This window comes from Paludibacter sp. (assembly GCF_009712605.1).
Classification (GTDB): domain Bacteria; phylum Bacteroidota; class Bacteroidia; order Bacteroidales; family Paludibacteraceae; genus Microbacter.
In genome coordinates this window covers 244,259-267,558 of sequence record NZ_WASO01000001.1, presented here as the reverse complement: position 1 = coordinate 267,558, position 23,300 = coordinate 244,259, and the positions used below count along the sequence as shown (strand labels likewise).

The following is a 23,300-nucleotide window of genomic DNA, read 5'->3' as shown; positions in this document are numbered from 1 at the left end:
TTTTTTCAAAGCCTTATTTTTTTGCCCCTATCTTGTATATTTTACCTTCAATCAACGAAAAATAGACATTGCCCTGCACATCGCAACTAAATTGATTCACTTCGGAATTACCTCCTTTGAACGACCATAAAACCTTGTGTGACACTGCATCGACAGCCACCACCACTCCGTTGCGGGAACCGAGATAAACCACTCCGTTTTGTTCCAGAATCGGGCAAGGGGCATGTTCATAACCCAGACCGGCGTCTACCGTCCAAAGAGGTTTGTATTCCGAACTTTCGGAGGAGACCGCCAGCAACTTGCCGTCCATCAGTTTGGCATACACCGTCTTGCCGTCAGTAGAGATACCCTGCGACTCACGCACCTGATACTGGTTACTTCTCCAAAGCTGTTGACCAGTAGAAAGGTCGAGCGCCGTTATATAACGATCGGGAGCCACAATAATCACTTTACCTTCGTGCACAACAGGCACACAATTGGCCGGCGAGTAAAGATCCTGAGCCTTACCGTTATTCCATTTCCAAATCAAAGCGCCGGTTTGCTGATCGAGACAATAGAGATTGGTGTCCCACGCACCGAAAAGCACCTTGCCGTCGGCAATAACAGGCCGTGCCTGACAATAGTTATCGATATCCGTAAACTTCCAATCGACTTTTCCTGTTGCAACATCGATGCAATAGAACGATTTATAACCACCCTGATAGAGTTTTCCGGCGACAACGCAGCCATCGGCAACAAACGGGTCACCGGCTTTTACCGTCCAAACTTCCTTTCCATTCTTAGCGGACAACGCTCTCAGCTCTCCATCGGCAGCAGGAACGATTACCAGTCCATTTGCACAAACCGGCGAAGAATAGAGCGAATAGCCTGTAGAAACGCTCCACAGGACCTTCCTGCTCTTTTTGTAGAGCGCCTTTATTTCGCCTAACGAATTTCCGAAATAGAGCGCATTTTTATCGACAGCAACGCCGGTAAACACCGAAGCTTTATCCTGATAAACCAGAGAGACATTATCAGGTTGTGTAAATTGCTCTTTAGCAAAAACTTCTTGCGAGTCTGACATCATACTACTTGCATCCATCGAGAAGGCAAAGCGACGATTCATCTCTTCACCCAACTTCTTTTCGTTCACAAAAACAGAATCCGCAGTAAGTTCCACGACCGTATAGCCGGCAGATAACGTATCTGCAAAAAACGTAGAACGAGCCATAATTCCTTTCAAATTTCCAAAAGCCATCTCTTTATAGGCATGACCGTGTCCGCAAAAAGAGGCGATCGCATTGTGTTTCTTCAGGACGGAGACGACTTCCCGCGCATTGCCCATATCGTTTTCTATCAAGGGATAATGTGCAAACGCAAGCAGCCGGATACCTTTTACCGACTCTTTGGTCAGAATGGAGTCAAGCCACAACAGATCCTCGTGCTTCACATGACCGTCTCCCATCTTCATATAGGGTCCGGTGTTATACCCCACAAAAAGCAGGTTACCGCGCTTAAAGAAGAAACGGTCGGAACCGAAAAGACGATAATATTCACGGACTGCGCTCTGCGACCAGGTAGTTTCATGGTTACCCGGAATGAGGTAGTAAGGCTTACGGAAACGGTCAAACAAGCGTTTATCATTGACTAGTTCGGCATTGCCCCCCTGGTTGGTAATATCCCCTGTGATAATCACAAAGGGAATATCGGAAGCGTTTATTTCGTCGACAATACGATTCAGCGCACGTTCATTCGCATTGCCGGGGGATACATGCAAATCGGTAAGCAATGCAAACTTCGTCTGAGCCTGAAGAAAAAGGCTCACCATCAACCCACAAAAGATCATCAATCGCCTCATCGTCATCCCGTTTATTCAATACGCAAATCCTGAAACGTGATAACAGCTTCATCGTTCGGACCATCAATCACGATTTTCACGGCCTTGAGAGGTTGTGACGGACGAAGTACTGCAGTTCCTTTCTCAAACTTATCTCCACGAATCCAGGTATCTCCATCGACTGAATATTCCACATGCCCGTTTTTCAACAGATAAAAAGCGGTGAGAGTTCCGGTGTTGAAAGTTATCTTTGAGCAGGTCTGCGGTTGAGCAAACACATAGGTCACCGATTGTCCGGCAGTTCCCCGGTCTGTAGTGCGCGCAACAGTTTCAAAGTCGTAATCTGTCAGATAACGTGCATATTCCGGGTTCATGTTGGCATTTACAGAAATCCCGACAGCAGGCTCCATATAACGTGAACGTTCGATTTTCAACACGCCTGAAACATTTTCTTTACCCTGCACCGTTGCTTTCAACGAATATTTTTTTGTTTTAGCAAAAGCATAAAGCGGCAAACGATAGCGCTGGGTACGCTCGGTAGTTGTGGGTTTATCATCAGCGGCAACGGCAATACCATTTTCGTAAATCCTCACCTGCGATACCGATGCAGCTCCTTTCGTTTGCTGATCGGGTACAAAAGTAGCATACCAGATACCGGGACGATCGACAATGCCAGCCAGATCCCACACCTGCGGTTTGGGTTTGGCGGCAGAGTCAGATACCCAGCTGCCCACATTTTCACATTCGGGCGATACCGCGACGCTCGAAAGAGTTTTGTATATCGTTTTGAATTTCAGTTTCTCATAGTTGAATTCTTTCACCGGACCAGAATAAAGAGCCGATGAAACATTTGGTTCACTTCCATCAGCGGTATAGCGCACTTCCGCTCCCGGATATGGAGCCGTAGCGCTCACCACTCCGTTTTTGTAAGTAACAACAGGAAACGGCACCCGGAAGGCAATGCCCATGTTGTACATCCGTTCAAAATGAGAAGCGGTCAATCGTTGATAAAAATCGTTCCAGCTGCGCAGCGATTGCTGAGTCCAACCCGTCTCGGCCATTGCGCAAATGCGAGGATAAGATTGGTATTCGAGGAAACGAGCCGGCTCGTTAAGCAGTTCAGCCCAAATGGCAGCCTGCACACCCACTACCTTTTTTGCTTGTTCCGGTGCAAAAACAGCATTATCAGCCGGATCGAGTGCGTATACTTTATCGAGAGGTACCAGTCCGGCCCAGTTGTGGCCACGCTCATACTTCGACTGCGCCATATCGAAATAGTAGTTTTGCCCCACCATTACCACAGTAGGAACACCCTTTTCGGTAGCAACTTCCGCACGCTTCAACGAACGCCAGGCATACACCTGAGTAGAACCTTCCAAATCACCGCCATCCAGTATTTCATCCCATCCGGCCATCCGTTTTCCCAGACCATCGATAATCTTATTTAAGCGATGAACGAAATAGTTCTGCAGCTCTTCGGGGGTTTTCATATTCTCTTTCTTCATAAAAGCCGAACAGATGGGACAACGGGGCCAGATAGCCATATTCACCTCATCGCCGCCAATATGCATGATTTTTGAAGGAAACAGTGCGGCCACTTCTTTCAAAATATTGGACAACATCGTAAAATTAGCTTCATTACCCACACACCAGGCATCACCCATGTCATCGGCAGCACGTTTAGCCTCATCTCTGCTGGTCGGACACAGAATTTCGGGATAGGCCGAAGCGGCAGCGTGGCTATGCCCCGGCAGATCAATTTCGGGAATCACCTCAATATGCCGTTCGGCAGCATAGCGAACGATCTCTTTTATCTGCTTTTGTGTGTAGAAACCACCGTAACGTTTATCGCCCGAACCGAGAGTGGGAGCAATTGCTTCGTTCGGTCCACGCCAGGCTGCCACGGAGGTAAGTTTCGGATATTTCTTGATTTCAATGCGCCATCCCTGATCGTCGGTCAGGTGCCAGTGGAATTTATTGATTTTATGCATCGCCAGCCAGTCGATGTAATTCTTCACGGTTTGCTCGTCAAAAAACTGACGCACCACGTCGAGCATCATTCCCCGGTAATGAAAGCGGGGGTAATCTTTGACCGACACTGCCGGGATAGCCCACTGAACACCGCTCTGAAGTTGCGAAGCATAAACCTGCGGAGGGAACAGTTGCAACAACGTTTGCACACCATAAAATAATCCATCGGCATCTTTACCCTGAATTTTCACCCCTTTATCGGTCACCGACAGCAGGTACCCTTCGGCAGGGATATCCAAGGACGGATTGACAACCAATTCAATCGACCCAGCTGCCGGGGCTACAACCAGTTTAAAAGGCATTCCGGTCGACCGGTTAAGTTTTTGCTGGAGATAAACTGCGACTTGTTTACCTTCTTTTCCGGCTACAATAGGGGTTGCCGAAGTAAGCGGGAAAGTGCCCTGTGCCGGAATGACCTCCACGGGACGGGGTATCAGATTATACGATTGAGCGGACATAATACCACAAAGTAAAGACAAAACAAGGGTTGACAAAAGCTTTTTCATCGTTATCGGTTTAGTTTTAGCTTAAAAGGAATCCTGTTATTTTTCGGGGTAGAGCAAATAGGGCTTGCGTTGTTGTTTGAATTTTTCCACGTCATCCTTCCAACGGGCTTTGATCTCATCGGCACTTTTTCCCTCTTCAATCATTTTGCGGACATAGCTCACTCCGATCAGTTTCTCGAAGAAGCTATTGAAGAAGAAATCGTCCATATTGAGATTTTTATAGGCATCAATCAGGTAACTCAGATCGACACCCTTTTGAAACAACACTTCGTTTGAAGGCACGCTTCTCAAATCGACGCCACGACACAGGCGGTCGAGTTGCGGAGGAAATTTGGCACCGGCAATGCTACGGGGCGTAAAACTGTAGCTATAACCCAACATATTTGGATGTCCGTATTGCTCGAACGGCGCATCGGTACCGCGCCCCAGACTTACCGGCGTGGCTTCGAAATAGCATAACGAAGGGTAGAGATAAATCGAACGCATATCTTTCAGGTTGGGTGATGGCGCAATGGGCAACTGATAGAGCGTTGCGTGTGTATAGTTTTTGCATTTAATCACTTTCACATCGCATTGTGCTCCGTTCGTCAACCATTTTTCACCGTTCACCATGCCGGCCATTTCTCCAAGTGTCATGCCGTGAACCACGGGCACAGGAATCCATCCCACACCCGAGCGATATTTCAAATCGAGTATCGGTCCGTCGACATAATGTCCATTAGGGTTGGGACGGTCGAGGATAACCATCTTTACGTGATTGGCGGCACAGGCATCCATCATGCGCACCATCGTCGTCAGATAGGTGTAAAAACGCAACCCCACATCCTGCAAGTCGTACACCAGCACATCGATCGACTTCATAACCGCGTCGCTGGGCTTGCCGGTATTGCCGTCGTAGAGCGATTTTATAGGAATTCCGGTCTTTTCGTCAACAGAACTGGAGACATGCTCCCCGGCATCGGCCGTTCCCCGAAATCCGTGTTCGGGCGAAAAGATGCACACGAGATTCACTCCTTTTCTGTGCAGAAAATCCACTATATGTTCTTTTCCGATCACGCCGGTCTGATTGGAGAGTACACCCACCCGTTTTCCCTGCAACAACGGAAGATATTCATCCACACTTTCGGCACCCACTTTGACTTGTGCGACCACACACATTTGCAAAGCAAACGCAGCTATTGCTAACAGAACAAATCGTTTCATACAAAAGAATATTATCAAATGATTTTACTTACTTTCAGTTGGTAAGGGGTTTCCACCCCTATGACCCCGACTTACTTTTTGTCTTAAAACAAAAAGTAAGCAAAAAATTCAAGGCTATGCCCGCTTCGCTCAAAAAACTGACGTTCGTCAAGCTAAATTGTCCAAACTTGCTCCTTCCTTTCGTCAGGAGCTTCAATCAATGGACAATTTCACGCTTGTCTCTCTTGTTTTTTGGCTCACCGGACAAGGCCGTTCCTAATCTGACGTAGCAGCATTTGCAAATCCACAAACTTCCGGATCATTTGCTGATCTTCTGTTCAAAAAAGGTCAGGATGCTTTTCATCAATCCGCTTCGCATTTCAGGCTTCACGGCTTCGAAAGGAATACCGAGCACACAACTTGCATAATCGCCTTTGTAGGCCACTCCGGCACTCAGGTTATTCTCCGAATAACGGAAAATAGTGTAGCCGTTTTTGTCGGCAGGTTCAATACCATCGGGACGTTCCACCACGTACGATTCACCGTTCAGTTCATTGTAATAATTGTAATTTCCGGCAAACGACGGGAAAGGTGATGCAACTGCTTTGAAGCGCCCGGTAACGGCTCCGGCATCGTTTCGCCACTTGAATTTCAGAATATTCATTGCCCAGGCACGATCGGCCTTCGAAGCGCGCGGATTGTCCCACAGATCGGTTCCGACATAAGCTCCTGTCACCAACAAATTACCGCCCTGCAAACAATAATCGGTCAGAACCGATTGCAATCCCACAGGGAAGGTTTTGAACATCGCTGGCTTTGCTCCGTGGGCTGTCACCCACTCTTTTTCTTTGCCCAAAATCACATCCGCAACAGCATATCCTTCAATATCCACATGGCAATCGGCAATCGACTGTTTACTTGCAGATACAAAAGAATACCCGTTTTCCGCAAAAGCGGCTCCATGCACAACCGGATAGTCAAAACTGTTTCCTGCAATGACCTGATGCTCGCGATCAGCATTGCTTCCGCCAAAACCGGGAGAATCATCGTCCATCCATCCCACACTGCGGCGGAATTCATACTGGCTGCCGACGTAGTTGAACTGTACTTTGTCGGGTACTCCGTGATCAATAAAATCAGTGAATCCGGTAATCGAATCCTGTGTCGCCCAGCTGGCCGGAGCGCTGATGCGGGTAAACCCGTTAATAATCATTGCTACCCCTTTTTCGTTGCTTTTACGGCAAACGGAAAGAACTTCGGAAGGGAAGCTAACGCCACCGTCGTTCACGGCTGCGACTTTGAAACTGTAAATTTTATCTTTCTCAACATCGAGTTTACACGATGTTCCTTTCACTATTTTGCCATTGTCGAAATCGCCGTTGCCCACACGGGTATAAACCACATACTGAGTTGGTACGGCTGTCGGCTCAAGAGAATCGTTGACGGCTTTCCATTTTAATTCGACACTCTTTTCTCCGACAAAACGACTGCTGAAAGCCTCCACCGGAAGCGGTTGCACCACGTATTTGAAACCGTATTGTCCTGCCAAAAACCGGAGCATTCCTTTGTAAATGGCACGACTTACCGTAAAACGGAAACGGGGATCGAGTCCGTAGCGCATATCGGCAAAATTCTCGTGCGAGAGCAGTTCGAGCAGCATGGTAGGTACATTCGGCACACGCGCCTCGCTATACGACTTATTCCACATTGCCCGGCGTGTCCATTTCGGTTCAAAACCGGCACGAATATCACTCACAATCTGATCCATCACCAACGATGTCAGGTCGCGCGAAGCCCAACGCGATTGCCCGTTTTCAAATTGTTCATTGTTGTGATGTGTCATGAAAATCCCCAACGTTCCGATAATAGAGTCGTTCGGCGTATAACCGGCATCGGTATGAAACGCCAGTGCCAGATCGACAGGAATATGAAGTCCATCTTTCCCCGGCAACACCTTCGAACCGCCGGCCAGATAATTTACCCAGTAACCGCGACTCTGAAAATCGTCGGAATAATCGTTGTTGAAATGGGTACGACTGTAGATCGAATCGGGCATTCCGGCCCACTGCAACCAGTAACGGGCACCCTCAATATAACGTGGTCCCCCGCTGGTTTCGGGTGTAAATTTGATTGGCAACTGCGGCACAATCGACTCTTTCGCACCTCCGTCAAGATGCTTGGAAGTGCCGGCCATAAAGCCTTCCGGATTGGGCATGCGGGCTATATTACCCGTTCCTCCACCAATTTTTACCGCATCGGCGGTCACTACACAACCTTTTTTGCCAGAAACGTTTGATAGTGTGATGCGACAAGCTTCGTTACTGCCTTTATCGAACGCGAAGGTTCCAAGATAAATCCAGGTTCCGCCACCCATCGTCTGATTGACTTTGAATTCGGTTTTTCCACCAAGATGATAGACGGTGTAGCGCGCATCAGTGGCACTGTTTGTCAACGATTTGTACGAAACATAGAGTGCATAATTTCCCCGTTCGGGCATATCGGGCAGCCATTCGACAAGGCTCTCTTTGCCTTTTTTAATCGTATTTATCTGACGGAAGGTTCCTTCGGTAAACGGATTCTGACCGTCGGTATATTCTTTCCGTTTTTCGGCAAAACCGGTTCCTTCACCAACACTCCAGCTTTCGGCACCATTTTGTTCCCTGTATTGAGAACCGTAACGCGAAGCATCGTTATCCACAATCACCTCCACGCTGTGGTAATCGCGCTCGCGGGGCAAAAGCACGTTGGCACCTGCATTTTCGAGCATGGGAACCAGATAAGGCAACACAAAACTCTGCGGGAACAGGTCTTCTACAGACTGGAACATACGGGCCCGTTGCCACTCCCAGCGTGCCAGTTTTTGCTCGTAGTACCAACCGTGACTCTGCCACAGCGCAATGTGTTTGTTTTGCAAGCCGCTCTTTATTTTGTAGGGTTCGGAAATATTTTCCACCAGCGGCACCTTGTTTTCTTTGTTATTGAAAATACGGTTTTTATCCTTATCCGAAGTACGATAAACATTCGGAATCAGTTCGCTCAGTTTCTGACCGTCGGAAAAAATTGTCAGTTCATATTTCTGCAACGAATCGGGCAACAAACGATGCACGCACGCCTGCATTGCAGCGGCATTTTGCTCGTTAATGGTGATATATGCCAACCTCTCGTCCATAGAAACCACCACATTTTTAGCGTGTTTATCGAGTACAATCGCCTTTACCGAAGTTGTTGCTGCAATTTGTTTCTTGCAGTATGCCGTCAACGAGTCAGATATTGCCTTTTTCAGGCCGGCATCCGTGATTTCCTGCGCCGACAAAACAGACGTTGCCAGCATCAACAAGCAGACAGAAGCTGCTTTCCAGAGTATTAATTTCATGCTTTTTTATAGTTTTGACCTCTCCCTTAAGAAGATGCCTCAAAAGTCAATGTTGTTATTTACAAACTCATAAACCGAATACCATCTCAGGTTTCTACCCCTACATCCCCTTAAGGGGACTTTTACGCCAATAAAAACAGCAGATTTATAGCCCCTTCAGGGGTTGGGGTAAAAAACAAACATAGGCCTTATTCGGACTACTGAAGGCGATTCGAAAGCCGAAGGGCAGATAAGGTCACATCCTCAAATCTTTTTGATCCCGATTCCGGGTTCGTTATTCAGTGTAATTTTTCCGTCTACCAGTTTCATGCCGGTAAAACAATCGTTAGCAATCAACAGATTTCCGTCCAGATCGGCAAAATTCATCTTCGGAGCCAGCTGTGCCGCCGCCGAGATGGCACACGAAGTCTCGGTCATGCAACCGATCATCAGCTTCATACCATACGATTCAGCCATGCTGATCATCTTATTGGCCTCGCGCATACCCGTACATTTCATCAACTTGATATTGATGCCGTCGAAAACACCTTTCAAACGGGGAATATCTTCCAGTCGCTGACACGATTCGTCGGCAATAGTAGGCAACGGACTGTGCTCGGTAAGCCAGGCCATATCATCGAGGTTATGTTTGGGCAACGGTTGTTCCACGAATTCCACATTTTTGGCAGCCAGCCACTCGATCATTTTCAGGGCGTAGTGTTTGTCTTTCCAACCCTGATTGGCATCCACACGGAGGGGTTTATCGGTCACCGAGCGAACAGCATTGATAATCATCTTATCAGAAACTTCATCGACACCCAGTTTCACCTTAAGCACTTTGAACTGTTCCGTTTCGCGGGTTTTCTGTTTCACCATCTCTTCGGTATCGATACCGATGGTAAAGGTGGAAACCGGCGCTTTGGATGCCGTGTAGCCCCAAATCTGATGCCAGGGACGACCGATCAGCTTGCCCACCAAATCGTGCAGTGCAATATCCACCGAAGCTTTTGCGGCGGTATTATTAATGGTTATGGAATCGACATACGCAAGGATATCGTCCAGCTCAAACGGATTGCTGAATTGTTTGAGATTAACCTTTTCGAGAAAAGCCGTCACCGACGCGATGGTCTCTCCGAGATAGGGAGGCATGGCGGCCTCGCCGTAACCGGTCACGCCATCGTAAGTAATCTCAGTCAGCACGATAGGCGTGGTGGTGCGGGTATAGCCCGACACGGTGAACGGGTGCACCAGCTTGGCTTCGTAGGGTTTGAACGTCAGTTGCATGGTTTTGCTGCCACCCAAACGGGAGGACTTGTTTGATTGTGAAAATATCGAAGCCGGAGTAATCAGCGAACCGGCCGTTACCAACGCGGATGTTTTCAGAAAGTTGCGTCGTGTAGTCATATTCATTAATTATAAATTATTCAATTCTTAATTTGGCTTTTGCCTGCGGCAAGCCTTACTTTTTGGCGCAAAAAGTAAGCAAAAACATAGACGGAAAGAACTCGTTCGCTCGGCCATGAAACATTTTCTCATCACCAAACTTCTGCAACTGGCCTACTCACTCAAACAGCTTTCCGTCAGTTTGGTATCTTTTTTATCCCTTCGGGTCTGGTTTCTCCAGAGATGATAAAAAACAATCATATTCGAGTATTTAGATCTTGCTCTTGCATATTCATTTTCAAATTCTCAAATTCTCAAATTTTCAAATCATGAATTTATTTGTAGTACGGATGATTTTTCAGAGAAACAATATTCGGATCTTTATCGATTTGAGTAATGATTCGACGGGCACACAACAAACGTTTGGCATTCCAGGCATCGTAATTGGATGCTTCGGGACGCAGGCTACTGATATGCACCATTCCGGCCGAGTGAATAAACTCTCCATTACCGATATACATGCCCACATGGGTTACTTTTTTACCTCCAAAAAAGAGCAGATCACCCGGTTTCAGGTTGTCGTACCCTTTGGAAATATCGACCGGATCACCGGTGGTTGCCTGTTGTGAGGCATCCCGCAGCAAAACAACGCCATTGAGAAAGAAGCTGGTTTTGGTAAATCCGCTGCAGTCGACGCCTTTGGTGGATGCCCCACCCCATACATACGGAAACCCGAGGAACATTTTTGCCGTGGCAATGATATTTTCGGCGGTCGGACGACGGCTTGCCAGCCACTGATCGAAAGGTTCACCCGACTCTTTTTTCAGAAAAGCCATACGACCGTCGGGCAATTGTACTTTGTAATACCCATTTTGTTCACCCATATTTTTCACTAAGTCGCCCCACACCACGTCGGACACCACGCCCGAAGTGGACGATGCCTCTTTGCACAGCAGCGTAAAATATTCCGTCACGATCACTTTCGGAGCCTTGTTCCAGGCCTTCATCTCCTTTTCGTCCACCAATTTTATCTCCGATGTGGTTGTCCACGAAGCATACCCTTCGGGTGTCGTTACCTTCACCCATCCATGCCCTTTTTCCAGCACATGCAACGGGGTTCCCATCAACGCCTGGGTTCCCATCTCACCTGCATAAGAAGGAGCCAAACGCAAATCGATCAACGACTGAATGGCAATTCCATAAGCGGGTTCCGCACCTTTCACAGGTTGTGCCACCGCAAGGCACAACATCAATCCACACACTAAACCAGAAATCAGATTTTTTTTCATCATCGCGTTTTTATATGTTTTTGGGGTAGAGACACATGGCCATGTGTCTCTACATGATCATCATTTCAACAATTCCGTAATCGGCACGAAACGGTAACCCCGTTGTTCGAGGGTGGTCATCAATTCGTCCAGTTTGTTATAAAATTTATCCGTCCGCCGGGGATCGGTGCCAATATGTGTCAGCAACAGAAACCCATTCAATCCTTTAGACGATTCATATTTCAAAATATTGTTCAATATCTCATCCGACGAGCGGTAACTCTTCATGTCGGGTGTCGTATAATCGGCATTTGACGTGCTTCCGGGGGTATAATTCACCAACGTAACACCCAACTGTGTCGTCCATCCGGCAACCTCTTTGTTGTAATACTCATATGCCGGAAGAAATAAGAGCTGCTCCGGCACTTTCAATCCGGCCTGACGCATGGCTGCGTAATTATTTTTCAAATCATTGGCAAACTGCTCACGGTTTACCAGTGTGGAGTCGCGTTTGCTCCAGTCGGCATACAACAAATGCTTATCGGAATGCGGCCCAAGATAATTCCCGTTTTGCTGCAACATGCGAACGATTTTCGGATACTTCCGGTAGAAATCGCCCGTCAGGAAAAAGGCTCCGCTGGCAGCGTGTTTCTTCAATACCTTGGCAATGGTTTCGGCTCCATCGGCAAATTCATGACCGGTAAAAACCAGCGTTATCTCTTTTGTTTCGACGCTTCCCCGTATAATGCCACCTTCATCTACTTTCAGCCGGCTATCGGTGGGTTTTCCTGCCAGCGACGAGAGATAGTAACAAAGGGAAGCAGTACCGTCCATGGTCGGTTCGTTGCTCGAATAGTCGGCATAATCGTCGTGATACACCACCCGGTCGGACTGAAAATCGGCATACCGGTCGTCGCCCGTCAGATGCACCCCTTTCAGGCTGGCAAAAATCGGGGTGTAGATCGGCCCGTCTACCAAACCGCCGGTAATCGTATAGTGATAAACCTGCGCCAATGCAGAATGGGGATGATGCGGATAGTCACCGTAACCCGGCAACCCCACAATCATACATTTGCCCCAAGGATTGCAGCCAAAGAGCCAGTCGCGCAATGCAGTTTCCATATCAAGAAAGGTAGTATCGCCGGTGAGCATCCGGTAAAGCCGGGCTTGCGTAGCAGCTGCCACCACTAAGTTGTTGGAACACCAGATAAACGGAACTCCGTTGATGAACGGATCGTCACCGGCACGGTCGCGCAAGCGTTCGAGTCCGCTTCGCATATTGCGTATAAACTCGGCACTAATGCGTTTATTATTTTGTCCGCCCAGAAAATAGTGTCCTAAGTTAATGAACGGATACCACTGGTAGTGACGAGCTGAATCGGCGCCCAACCAAGGTGTCACCGGTTCCATGCGACCATAATTCACGGCACTTTTGAGGTAATCCTCTTTCCCGGTCATCCGGTAAAGTTGGGTCGCGGCCAATTCCATATCGTCCACCCAGTTGTCTTCCTCGTAAAAATAGGGCGACACGCACGAAGCCGTCTGACAGGCTCCCGGATGCTCCACCCCTTTTTGGTAGGCATCAGCCGCCTTTTGTTTCAACTTTTCAGCGAAATCGGGATAGAATTTAGCCAGCACTTCCGAAGCCAAGGCAAACGAAGAGGCATACTTTCCTACCGTCGAAGCCAAACCGGTGGAACGGTTTTTATATTTTTTCAATCCCTGCGGTTCGCCCATACAGGCGTACACTGGGCGCTCCTTGCCCGATCCCCAACCGTAATCTACCGGATCGGTCGTTGGCAAGCGAAACGAAGCGTGATCGCGGTCGTCGGCAATCTGATTGAAAAAGGTATCCTTATCGGGATTCAGCCGCACCAACCAGTCCAAGCCCCATTTGGCTTCATCCAACACGTCGGGAATGCCATTGCTGCCCGGAAGTCCGTTAGCATCGTACTGATCACCAAAAGCAGCCGGATTTTGCTGGTAAGCGAACAACATCTGGAAGGTTGCGTTGGCCGAAGTCGTTACATATTTCAGATAGTCGGAGGCATCGTGCCAGCCTCCCCAGGCGGTGATTTTTTCGTTTTCACGCCCCGGCAGAAAGATGATCCGCCCGTCGTAACGGTGGCAGGAGTCCTTCAGAAAAGGATTGTATCCGCAACGTTGCTGGCGCATGTAATTCAACGGCACATCGGCAGCTGCGCGGTAGACATCGTCGCCGATACGAAAAACCGGTGAAACCGCACTGCCTGCTTCGACACGATACGAACCGGCTTTGGCAAATGAGGAGAAATCGAGTCGGCAAGCCGCACCAAAAGCGCTGTTGGGCGTTTTATTCTCAATCGTCCGACTCCGAAAAACCACCTCGCCGGTCAGTTCGTTGACCACCTTGAATTCACTAACCGAGGCCTTTTGTTTATTCAACCACACGGCAATTTTCCGGTCGCCGGAAAGGTAACCCAACTGGTTGACCCGTATCCATTGTTGAGCGGAAGCGACAACAAACACAGACAGAAAGAAGGTCAAAAGCAATGATCTTCCCCACCAGTCTCCCAAAGAAGGAGCGAATCGGGATTGTATGTTAAACTGGTTTTTCATCGTCAAATTTTCACATCTTAAAATTCTCAAATTGCTCTTGGTTTCCGTAGCAGCCACATAGCCACAAAGGTAAACAATCCATTAAATATCAACAATGTAAATCCGAAGCCAAAATGGAATATACTTTTTGCTACCCAATCGAGCAACAGACAGAACAGGGGTGATGCAATCGCTACAAAAGGCATCCAACGGTCGCGCACCTGATATTTTGTCAAAATACCGAAAAAGAAGAAGCCCAACAACGGCCCGTAAGTATATGCCGCCAACTGATATACCAGGTCGATCACCGCCTTGTTGTTGATCACGTAGAACAACAAAATCAACAAGAAGAAGATAAAGGTGTAAGCTGCATGAGTAGTGTAGCGAATTTTCAGTTTCTTTTCATCACTCAGATCTGTGCGCCGATTGAAGCCGATAAAATCGACACAGAACGAAGTAGTGAGCGATGTCAGAGCGCCCCCGGCACTCGGATAGGAAGCCGATACCAAACCGATGAGGAAAATCACCCCACACGCCATTCCGAGATAGTTTTCGGCAATGGTCGGGAAAATTTTATCGACGGCCGGAATACCCATCGCGGCCATTCCACCGTGCTTCTGTACATACAACGCCAATACAGCACCCAGCGTCAGGAACAACAGGTTGACAATAACAATGGTAATGCTGGTAGTAAAAATATTTTTCTGCGAATCCTTCAAAGTCTTGCAACTCAAATTCTTCTGCATCATCTCCTGATCGAGCCCCGTCATTACAGTGGTAACGAAAATTCCACTGATAAACTGTTTGAAGAAATGAGTGGTATTATCCCATTTCATATCGAACCACGAAGAGTAATCGCTGGCAGTCACTGCCGAAACCATTTCTCCGAAATTCCAGCCCATCTGTTTTGCAATCACGATGACCGCCACAATAACGGCCAAAATCATAAACGTGGTTTGTAGCATATCGGTCCAGATGATGGTTTTCACCCCTCCCTTCAACGTGTAGAGGAAAATAAGCAGCATAAATACAAATGCCACCACCCAGAACGGCATTGTTCCCTGCGGAAGAAATCCGTGCAATACAAAAACAACCAGATAGATACGAACGGCTGCACCCAACACACGCGACAACACGAAGAACGAAGCCCCGGCCTTGTAGGTATAAAAGCCGAAACGCGATTCGAGATAGGTGTAGATGGAGGTCAGGTTCATTCGGTAATACAAAGGCAGCAAAACCAGTGCAATAATGGCGTATCCCACCACAAAACCCAACACCATAGGCATGTAGTAAAATGCCTGGTTCGTCACATTACCCGGCACGGAAATCATGGTCACCCCCGAAATGGAGGTACCCACCATACCGTAAGCCACCACAAACCAGGGCGATTTTTTATTCCCCTGAAAATAAGAACTGTTGTCTGCCCTACGTGATGTGTACCACGAAATGGCAAACAACAATACGGTGTAAACAACAAAGACGCTAAGAATGAGAGTTAAGGACATAAATAAAATATTTACAATTTAGTCATTTACGATTGACTATTGAAATGTGTGGCTTCACTGAATAGAGACAAAGGTATTGAGATTTTATTATTTTCTTGAGAAATATAACCCCATTATTATTTGTGCATTATCGCTTCGTAAATAGCCGTTTGTACCTTGGCTCGAATTTTGGTGGTCACAATCTTGTCGTTGTTACGGGTCGGGTAGACGCGGTTCGACAAGAAAATATAGACCAGATTGCAGGTCGGATCGACCCACACTACGGTACCCGTATAGCCCGAATGACCGAATGCTTCGGGACTGGCCAGCGATGAGCAATAAGAATGCCCAACCACTTTTCCATCTTTCATATCGGGCTTGTCAAAACAGATTCCGCGACGAACACCTTCGCCCTCAAACGGACAGGAGTTGAACGTGTCGAATGTTTTTTCGCTAAAATAGCGTTTACCTCCATAAGTTCCCTTTTGCAGGTACATCTGATACAATTTTGCCATGTCATTGGCATTGGCAAACAAACCGGCATTAGCCGAGTGGCCGCCCATAATGCCGGAAGCCTCATCGTGTACATAACCATGCAACTGCGTCTGGCGAAAAAAATTGTCCAGTTCCGTCGGTACAATCCGCGACAAAGGAATCGTCCGCCAGGGATTGAACATCATCTCCGACGCTCCCAAAGAACGGTAGAAAGTCGATTGAAGGAACTCTTCAAACGGTTTGTGTTCGATGGCCTCCACTACCGGCGGCGTCATCACAAAAGGCCAGTCAGAATAGACATATTTGTGTTTCGGATAAGAGGGCAACAAAAGCGATTTGGCAATGGCTTTATAGATAGAATCTCCAATATCCTTGCGGGCATACAACGCCGCGCTGATGCGGATCGGAAACTCCGCAGAAGGTACGGAACGAACATAATTGGAATTCAGGGAACCGTCGGTATTCACCGCCCATTTGTAGAACGGCGAATAGGCCTGCAAGCCACCCACGTGGCACAAGAGTTCCTTTACCGTAATATTTTCTTTGTTACTTCCTTTCAAAACAGGAAAGTAGGTACTGAATTTCTCATCCAGATTGATTTTTCCTTCGTCCACCAATTTCAGGTAGGCCGGACAACCCGCAGTCACTTTGGTAACCGAAGCCAGGTCGAACAGATCGTCAACCTCGGTTTTGCGGTTCAACACATCGTTTTTATAGTTCTCGCCTTCGGCTTTCAGATAGGTATGATAGCCGTAAGCCTTGGTAAAAACAACCTTCCGGTCTTTGGCCACCAACACCACACAGCCCGGAAAAGTTTGTTGTGCAATGGCGTCATTCACCAGCGAGTCAATTTTTGTTGCCAGTTTCTTGCCATCAATACCGGCATCTTCGGGCAAGGTATATTTGAAACGAATGGCCTGAGTGGTTAGTCCGGCTCCTTTCTTAAAACTACCGAGTTTAGCCGTGAGCTTTCCCTGAGCGGCAATACCACCGAAAATCAGCTGGGCAGCCATCTGTTGCGAAGCCACTTCGGCATCGGGAGCATATACAAGCGCTGCACTTTTGCCAACCGTGCTCAACCATTGAGAAGGATTGGCAAAAGAACAAACTATTGCTCCACGTGTTTTATTTTGAGCAGCAACAAAAGCCAGCTCTTTTTCCGAAAGACGATTGCCAAAAATAGCCACAATGGCAAGATTATACTGCTGCAAACTGTTCGCAACTGAATCTACATTTGACTGATTAATAGCAAACGTTTTGATCTTCATGTATTTTCCCAGCATCACCGAAAATTCATTTTCAGAGGGAGCTCCCATCGAAACACAGGCAACACGGAGCGTATCGAGCCCCTGCAAAGGAAGCAATTGCGCCTTATCCTGCAAAAGAACGATGTTGCGTTCGGCAAATTGCAACTGAGAAAGGGAGGGTTGTGCTGCTTTCAGAGCGAAGCAAACCAGAAAGAGCAAAAGAGGAACGATTGTTTTTTTCATTTTTACCAAAGAATTATTAATCAAAGGCTCTAAAATATTCGAGCGGAAAAACCATCCTTTGGAGATAATTTATTCCGCCCGAAAAATATGAAATTTGACCCACATTACATACATATGTAATATGGATCAAAGCATTTATTACTAACTATTTTTTGATGTAATTATTATATTCATCGTCTGTAGCACAATCCCACCAGATAGGTAGGCACCAAACATTTGCATCTCCACAATGGATGTTCATGGCCTTCGCATTGGCACTATTATAGTTAAGCTCCAGAGATGATGGCAACATCCAACGGCGCATCCAATATTTTGGATCTGTCTTTGAACCTCCGGTCAGCTGAGATCCTCCAGCAAACAAAGGTCCACGATCGTAACCCGGATAGACAACACCAAAGCTGCCAACATTACCTGCGCTAAAATTGAAACGGCGCATATCATTATAATTTTCAATACTACAGCCCATTGCCAGATATTTTTGCAACATAACATCAGCCATAGTCAAACTACCTGCGCTTTGGCAAACAGCATTGCTCGTCATATAAGATGCGATAGCACTTTGATCCATTGGCCACATATCCGGATTAGTAAATCCTGCGGATTTCCAGGATGTCAATTTAGCCTGCATAAAATCCAAATGAGCTTTTATACCTGCCTGATAAGCATCCAAAGCAGCTTGTGTGCCACCATTATTCTTTCTCATTAACACTTCTGCTCGGATAAAACACATCTCGTGATACGTCAATACCTCGAAATCAGAGTTCGGCCTAAGTTGAAAAGAACCAGTAGAACCCACAGCTCCTGCTGTTGTTGCTGCTGTTGAATAATACCAATTCATATCTAACGTGCTCAATTTAACAGGAGAAGTCAAATATGAGTTATTCTGTAAGGTCACATACATAGTATCTCCAGCATATAAATAATTGGTACTATTCACATAGATTGATCCTGGCTGATACGTTACTTCTACAGTATCAACTCCAGTAGTTCCACCACTAGCAATTCTATAAGCATGCTTTCCAACTTGAGCGGCTGCAAATGCATCCCGGGTTGAAGTACTTTTGAATGTATATGCTAATTTTACTTTTTTTGATGCATATGTAGGAAGAGTGATAGAAGTAGGCCCTCCATTTACAAGACGAGAAGATGTTCCATAAAAATCCACCGGCAAAGAGCGAGTCCAAGCATAAGAAGCCACTTTACCACTTGCGTCCAATGAAATATTAGTCATACATGCAGGAACAATCTTACTCATACGAGGATCAACGATTCCAGAACCACGCATATTAGTCAATAAGTTGTAATAATATTGAGAAATACGTTGCGTATTTCCATATGCGGCATAATCCCAATTGCCACTGGTCATAATAGGGTCTCCCCACAAATAATCACCCACATCAGTAGAATTATTATAACAGGTAATCACTGTATTATCAGCATTTGACTGGGGACCTTTATCAAGACAAGCCAGAATATCATCCGGTTTAAACAAATCTATTTTTTTAGATAGTTTCAGCATATAACGAGCTTTCAATCCATAGCACAACTTAATCCATTTACTAACATCGCCCTTATTCCACATATCACCCGCAGAAAGGCTTGTTGCACCAGCTTCTTGAGTTTTACTAAATAATGAAATAGCTTCATCCAACTTAGCAATGCATCCGTTATAAATCGTTTTACCATCATCATAGGCAGGACTAATTATGCCCTTAGTTAATGCCTGCGTGTAAGGAATTTCACCATACAAATCCAACATTTCCATAAATCCCATAGCATGTATAACTTCTGCAACTGCCATATAATGATAAGCCCCTTCTTTCTGAGCAGCTTCATACATATCGTTTAAATTAGTAGCTGCACCAACGAACCACGTCTGATAAGGAGTCGTAGTATTTCCTGTAGCACATTTCCAAGTCACCGAAAATGTATTTGGGTTCGCACTAGCACTATAAAATACTCCTGCCTGACAAGCCGTACGATAGTTGGTCACCCCTGCAGAATACATGTAGAAATGCTGTATCCAAGGCAATCTATTTGCAATCAGAGCTGTATTATTGTTAGGAGAACTCGGATCTGTATTAACATCCAACCAATCGGTACATGAACTTATGCTAAACATAAGAACACAACTTAATGCTATATATTTTAATGTCTTCATAATCATGTCTTTCTGTTAATTAAAATGTAACGTTTACGCCAAAAGTAAAACTAGATGTTGCAGGCACACTACAATAATCAATACCTGTTGAACCAGAACCTCCTGTTCCTCCAGCTGCACTTACTTCCGGGTCCATACCTTTGTAGTTAGTCCACGTAAATAAGTTTGTACCAGTTGCCGTTACAGACAGACCCTTAATAACCTTCTGTTTTTTTATTAAATCAGAAAGATCATAGTTTAATGTCAACGAACGTAATTTCAGCCAATTTACGGTAGTAATAAAGTTATCAGAATTCTGAGAATAATTAGACCAATATTGTTGAATCATATATTTCCCTGAGTAAGTTGTGTTACCAATCTTATAAGACTGATCTGCAAAATATGTCTGATTAAAGTCTGCTTCAGTAGAACTATTCACGCCACTAACTGTCACAGATTCACGACCATTAAGTATAGTTCTTTTGCTTAAACCATTTGTTACCATATACCATTCCGTTCCATTATAAACATCCCCCCCAATTCTAAAGTCAAGAAGGAACGATAATGTAAGATTCTTGTAGCGGAAAGAGTTATTTAACCCACCTATTAATTTAGGTTCTCTGTTTCCGACAATTGCATTTGAAACAGATGATAGTTTATATAAGCCTGTTGTCGGATCAACCTGATATCGACCTTTTGCTATTTCTTGTCCGTTTGTATCGAGTTCTCGCGCAAACCGAGTACCTGTCAATGCCAAGAAATTGCCTCCATTAGGCACAGATGCTGCTTTAATTGTTCCAAACTGAGCATCAGTTGCATAGAAGAAATCTACTCCCGGGAGGAAGGAACCCAATGTACCACGGTTGTATGAAGTATTTAAAGTAACCGTCCAATCAAAATTCTTTGATACTATTGCTTTGCCGGTAATAGACAATTCCATCCCATTATTAATTACCGAACCAGAATTGATTGAATTCATAATGTAACCACTGGCATTGGATAAACGGGGAGATGCTATCTGATTCTTAGTCTGACTATGATAATAGGTATAATCCAACCCGAGACGTCCATTCAAGAACTTAAATTCACCACCAACTTCCCAAGAAGTCTGGATTTCTGGTTTCAATTCAGGATTACCTGCATTGTAATAATTACCAACGCCTACATATGAGCCATCAATAATAGGCGTAGCCAAATAGGTCAACGTAGCATAGGGGTTTGCATCCTTACCTACTTGAGCAACACTGGCACGCACTTTACCATAAGAAAGAATATTATTCTTCGGCATTAACTCTGTAAATACAAACGAACCACTTACAGAAGGATAGAAATAAGACTGGTTCTTGACTGGAAGTGTAGATGACCAGTCATTACGTCCTGTTACTGTCAAGTATGCTAAATTCTTGTATGCAGCACGGAATTCTCCATATACACCAACCAAACGCTTCTGCACAGTTGCATCAGAAAAGAACTCATTTGTTGAAGTGATATTGGCAAAAGAGATGGAGCTGGTTGTAAGAAAATTATATCCCCAGTGTGTTTGATTGGAACGATCTGTATTCTCAGTAGTAGTACCCAATAACAAATTCAGATCAAAATCACCAACTGCTTTGTGAAAATTACTCATCACATTCGTTGTTGTATAAGCGTAGTCATAATCACTTTTACTTAAACGTCCTTTCTGATAGGTTTCTTTTACTACAGATCCCGGAGCTATATACGTATAAGAATCTGTTGTATACTGGTCATAACCCAAACGTGCTGTTATATCCCACCAATCCGTTACTTTAAACGAAGCGCTTAAGCTACCAGTAAAACGTTTTGTCTTATCTGTAAGTTTATCCTTATTAATAATCCAATAAGGGTTTTCCGTATCACTTGCTAAATCAAGTACACCATCAAACAACCGATATTTGGAACCATCATCATTCAAATATTTTGCCATGTTCTCAGTTTGAGGCCAGCCATAAACAGCAGTCATCGTACCGTTACCACCACCATTATACAACCCAGAACTGGTTAATGTTTTATCTGTATTTGCAATAGAATAGGCTGCATTAGCATCCACAGTCAGTTTACCATATTTCTGTTCTCCATTGAAACGAAAAGTGCTCTTATCATAACCGGTTTTTTTCACGATACCGGTTTGATTGTAATTAGAACCTGATAAGAAGAAAGAACTATTTTTAGATCCTCCGGCTATACTAACGTTGTTGTCATATACGACACCATTTTGAAAAAACTTTCCAATATTGTCGTATAGAGGAGTCGATGCCGCGATCTTATCTCCCCAGGAATTATATGTAGTGGTTGATAAAGCTCCGTTGGATGAATAAGAACCACGTCCAAATTCAGTCTGCGCCTCTGGAAGTTTATTTGCCCATGAGGTACTCAGTTTACTACTAAAATCAACTTTCACTGAACCCTCTGATCCTTTTTTGGTTGTAATAATAATAACGCCGTCGGCAGCACGAGAACCATACAAAGCTGAAGCTGCTGCACCTTTCAGCACTGACATCGATTCAATATCCTCGGGGTTAATATCCATAATACGATTAGAATAAGACGTATTACCACGAGTCATACCATCGGTTGAAGAATTGCCTATCACAGATGTGGAATTATCATATATCACTCCATCAACAACAAACAAAGGTTGATTGTCTCGTCCTTCTGACGTGGAATTACCACCTCGAATTGTAATACTTGCCCCCGAACCAGCTGCGCCACTACTTTGTGTAATATTCACTCCCGGGACTTTCCCTGCCAGAGAATTAATTACATTGGTGTTTTTATTCTTCATGAGCTCCTTCGAACCCAAATCAGAAACAGAATATCCCAACGCCTTCTTCTCCTTTTTAATTCCCATCGCTGTCACTACCACATCACTCATTTGAACCGTCGATTCTTTTAAGACGACATTGATAGCAGACTTTTGTCCTACAGCCTCCTCTGCGCTTGAATATCCTATAAAAGAGAATACCAAAACGTCTTTAGGCAGTGCTTTAATCACAAAATCGCCATTTGCATCCGTAATGGTACCAGTTGAAGTACCCTTAATTTTAACGGAAGCTCCAATTACAGGTTGATCAGAAGCGTCAACCACCTTTCCCTTGATTGTTTTTGTCTGAGCATGGGCACCTACAACGGTAAAAAATGCTATCAACAAACAACAACCCAAATAAAACCATCTTTGTTTATACATCTTAGTCATAATTTTGGGGTTTTGAAGATAAAAAAACTATTTTTAAATTTGGATAAAGCGACACAATCACATCACCAAAAACGATGGGGATCAATCACATATAGAAAAAAGAGGTCAACTTGGATCATCCATTCCCAACTAACAAGGGGAATTAACAATAGGATAGCATATTAACACCAATAGCAATAGAAAACTGCCGAGAAGCATTCTTTTAGCGCAGTTCTGAAATAATTTATTAAAAGACAAAGATAAGAGAAATTTAAATTACCACATAAAAAAAAGCGAAATATGTTTTATTATTCCACAACAAAAACAATAAAAACAAAACATATTACTAAGCTATTTGCAATAAAGAGTAAAAGTCCGGCTAA

At 45.3% G+C, this 23,300-nt stretch carries 11 protein-coding genes; all 11 read right to left on the bottom strand.

All coding sequences use genetic code 11. The features are described from left to right. Nucleotides 1-13: 13 nt before the first annotated feature. The 11 genes from F8N35_RS00960 to F8N35_RS00910 all read right to left on the bottom strand — a co-directional run bounded on the left by F8N35_RS00960 (nucleotide 14) and on the right by F8N35_RS00910 (nucleotide 22,938). A complete protein-coding gene (locus tag F8N35_RS00960) occupies nucleotides 14-1,837 on the bottom strand; it encodes a PQQ-binding-like beta-propeller repeat protein (protein ID WP_293049487.1) in 1,824 nt (607 codons plus the stop codon). Between the two features lie 11 nt (nucleotides 1,838-1,848). Beyond that, the gene (locus tag F8N35_RS00955) at nucleotides 1,849-4,353 is read right to left on the bottom strand and encodes a family 20 glycosylhydrolase (protein ID WP_293049486.1); all 2,505 of its coding nucleotides are present in this window, start codon (nucleotides 4,351-4,353) and stop codon (nucleotides 1,849-1,851) included. A 36-nt stretch (nucleotides 4,354-4,389) separates the two neighbouring features. Then, a complete protein-coding gene (locus F8N35_RS00950) occupies nucleotides 4,390-5,556 on the bottom strand; it encodes a DUF1343 domain-containing protein (protein WP_293049485.1) in 1,167 nt (388 codons plus the stop codon). Between the two features lie 298 nt (nucleotides 5,557-5,854). Beyond that, on the bottom strand, nucleotides 5,855-8,908 hold the full coding sequence (locus F8N35_RS00945; RefSeq protein ID WP_293049484.1) for a xanthan lyase: 3,054 nt from the start codon (nucleotides 8,906-8,908) through the stop codon (nucleotides 5,855-5,857). Between the two features lie 243 nt (nucleotides 8,909-9,151). Further along, complete coding sequence (locus F8N35_RS00940) at nucleotides 9,152-10,291, bottom strand: dipeptide epimerase (protein ID WP_293049483.1); 1,140 nt, start codon at nucleotides 10,289-10,291, stop codon at nucleotides 9,152-9,154. A gap of 314 nt (nucleotides 10,292-10,605) precedes the next feature. Next, complete coding sequence (locus F8N35_RS00935) at nucleotides 10,606-11,562, bottom strand: C40 family peptidase (RefSeq protein WP_293049482.1); 957 nt, start codon at nucleotides 11,560-11,562, stop codon at nucleotides 10,606-10,608. 57 nt (nucleotides 11,563-11,619) lie between these two features. Then, nucleotides 11,620-14,136 (bottom strand): glycoside hydrolase family 9 protein, encoded by a 2,517-nt coding sequence (locus F8N35_RS00930; RefSeq protein ID WP_293049481.1) that lies wholly within the window; start codon nucleotides 14,134-14,136, stop codon nucleotides 11,620-11,622. Between the two features lie 26 nt (nucleotides 14,137-14,162). Further along, nucleotides 14,163-15,620, bottom strand: a complete 1,458-nt coding sequence (locus F8N35_RS00925; RefSeq protein WP_293049480.1) for a sodium:solute symporter — start codon at nucleotides 15,618-15,620, stop codon at nucleotides 14,163-14,165. A 116-nt stretch (nucleotides 15,621-15,736) separates the two neighbouring features. Next, nucleotides 15,737-17,584: a serine hydrolase gene (locus F8N35_RS00920; RefSeq protein ID WP_293049479.1), complete on the bottom strand. Its 1,848-nt coding sequence runs from the start codon at nucleotides 17,582-17,584 to the stop codon at nucleotides 15,737-15,739. A gap of 145 nt (nucleotides 17,585-17,729) precedes the next feature. Continuing rightward, nucleotides 17,730-19,745: a SusD/RagB family nutrient-binding outer membrane lipoprotein gene (locus F8N35_RS00915; RefSeq protein ID WP_293049478.1), complete on the bottom strand. Its 2,016-nt coding sequence runs from the start codon at nucleotides 19,743-19,745 to the stop codon at nucleotides 17,730-17,732. 19 nt (nucleotides 19,746-19,764) lie between these two features. Then, on the bottom strand, nucleotides 19,765-22,938 hold the full coding sequence (locus F8N35_RS00910) for a SusC/RagA family TonB-linked outer membrane protein (RefSeq protein WP_293049477.1): 3,174 nt from the start codon (nucleotides 22,936-22,938) through the stop codon (nucleotides 19,765-19,767). Nucleotides 22,939-23,300 lie beyond the last annotated feature (362 nt).

Excerpts from the sequence above, each read along its gene's own strand:
- F8N35_RS00955 (WP_293049486.1), bottom strand. The coding sequence starts at position 4,353 with ATGAAAAAGCTTTTGTCAACCCTTGTTTTGTCTTTACTTTGTGGTATT.
- F8N35_RS00910 (WP_293049477.1), bottom strand. The coding sequence starts at position 22,938 with ATGACTAAGATGTATAAACAAAGATGGTTTTATTTGGGTTGTTGTTTG.
- F8N35_RS00920 (WP_293049479.1), bottom strand. The coding sequence starts at position 17,584 with ATGAAAAAAACAATCGTTCCTCTTTTGCTCTTTCTGGTTTGCTTCGCT.
- F8N35_RS00930 (WP_293049481.1), bottom strand. The coding sequence starts at position 14,136 with ATGAAAAACCAGTTTAACATACAATCCCGATTCGCTCCTTCTTTGGGA.
- F8N35_RS00915 (WP_293049478.1), bottom strand. The coding sequence starts at position 19,745 with ATGAAGACATTAAAATATATAGCATTAAGTTGTGTTCTTATGTTTAGC.
- F8N35_RS00935 (WP_293049482.1), bottom strand. The coding sequence starts at position 11,562 with ATGATGAAAAAAAATCTGATTTCTGGTTTAGTGTGTGGATTGATGTTG.
- F8N35_RS00950 (WP_293049485.1), bottom strand. The coding sequence starts at position 5,556 with ATGAAACGATTTGTTCTGTTAGCAATAGCTGCGTTTGCTTTGCAAATG.
- F8N35_RS00945 (WP_293049484.1), bottom strand. The coding sequence starts at position 8,908 with ATGAAATTAATACTCTGGAAAGCAGCTTCTGTCTGCTTGTTGATGCTG.
- F8N35_RS00960 (WP_293049487.1), bottom strand. The coding sequence starts at position 1,837 with ATGAGGCGATTGATGATCTTTTGTGGGTTGATGGTGAGCCTTTTTCTT.
- F8N35_RS00925 (WP_293049480.1), bottom strand. The coding sequence starts at position 15,620 with ATGTCCTTAACTCTCATTCTTAGCGTCTTTGTTGTTTACACCGTATTG.
- F8N35_RS00940 (WP_293049483.1), bottom strand. The coding sequence starts at position 10,291 with ATGACTACACGACGCAACTTTCTGAAAACATCCGCGTTGGTAACGGCC.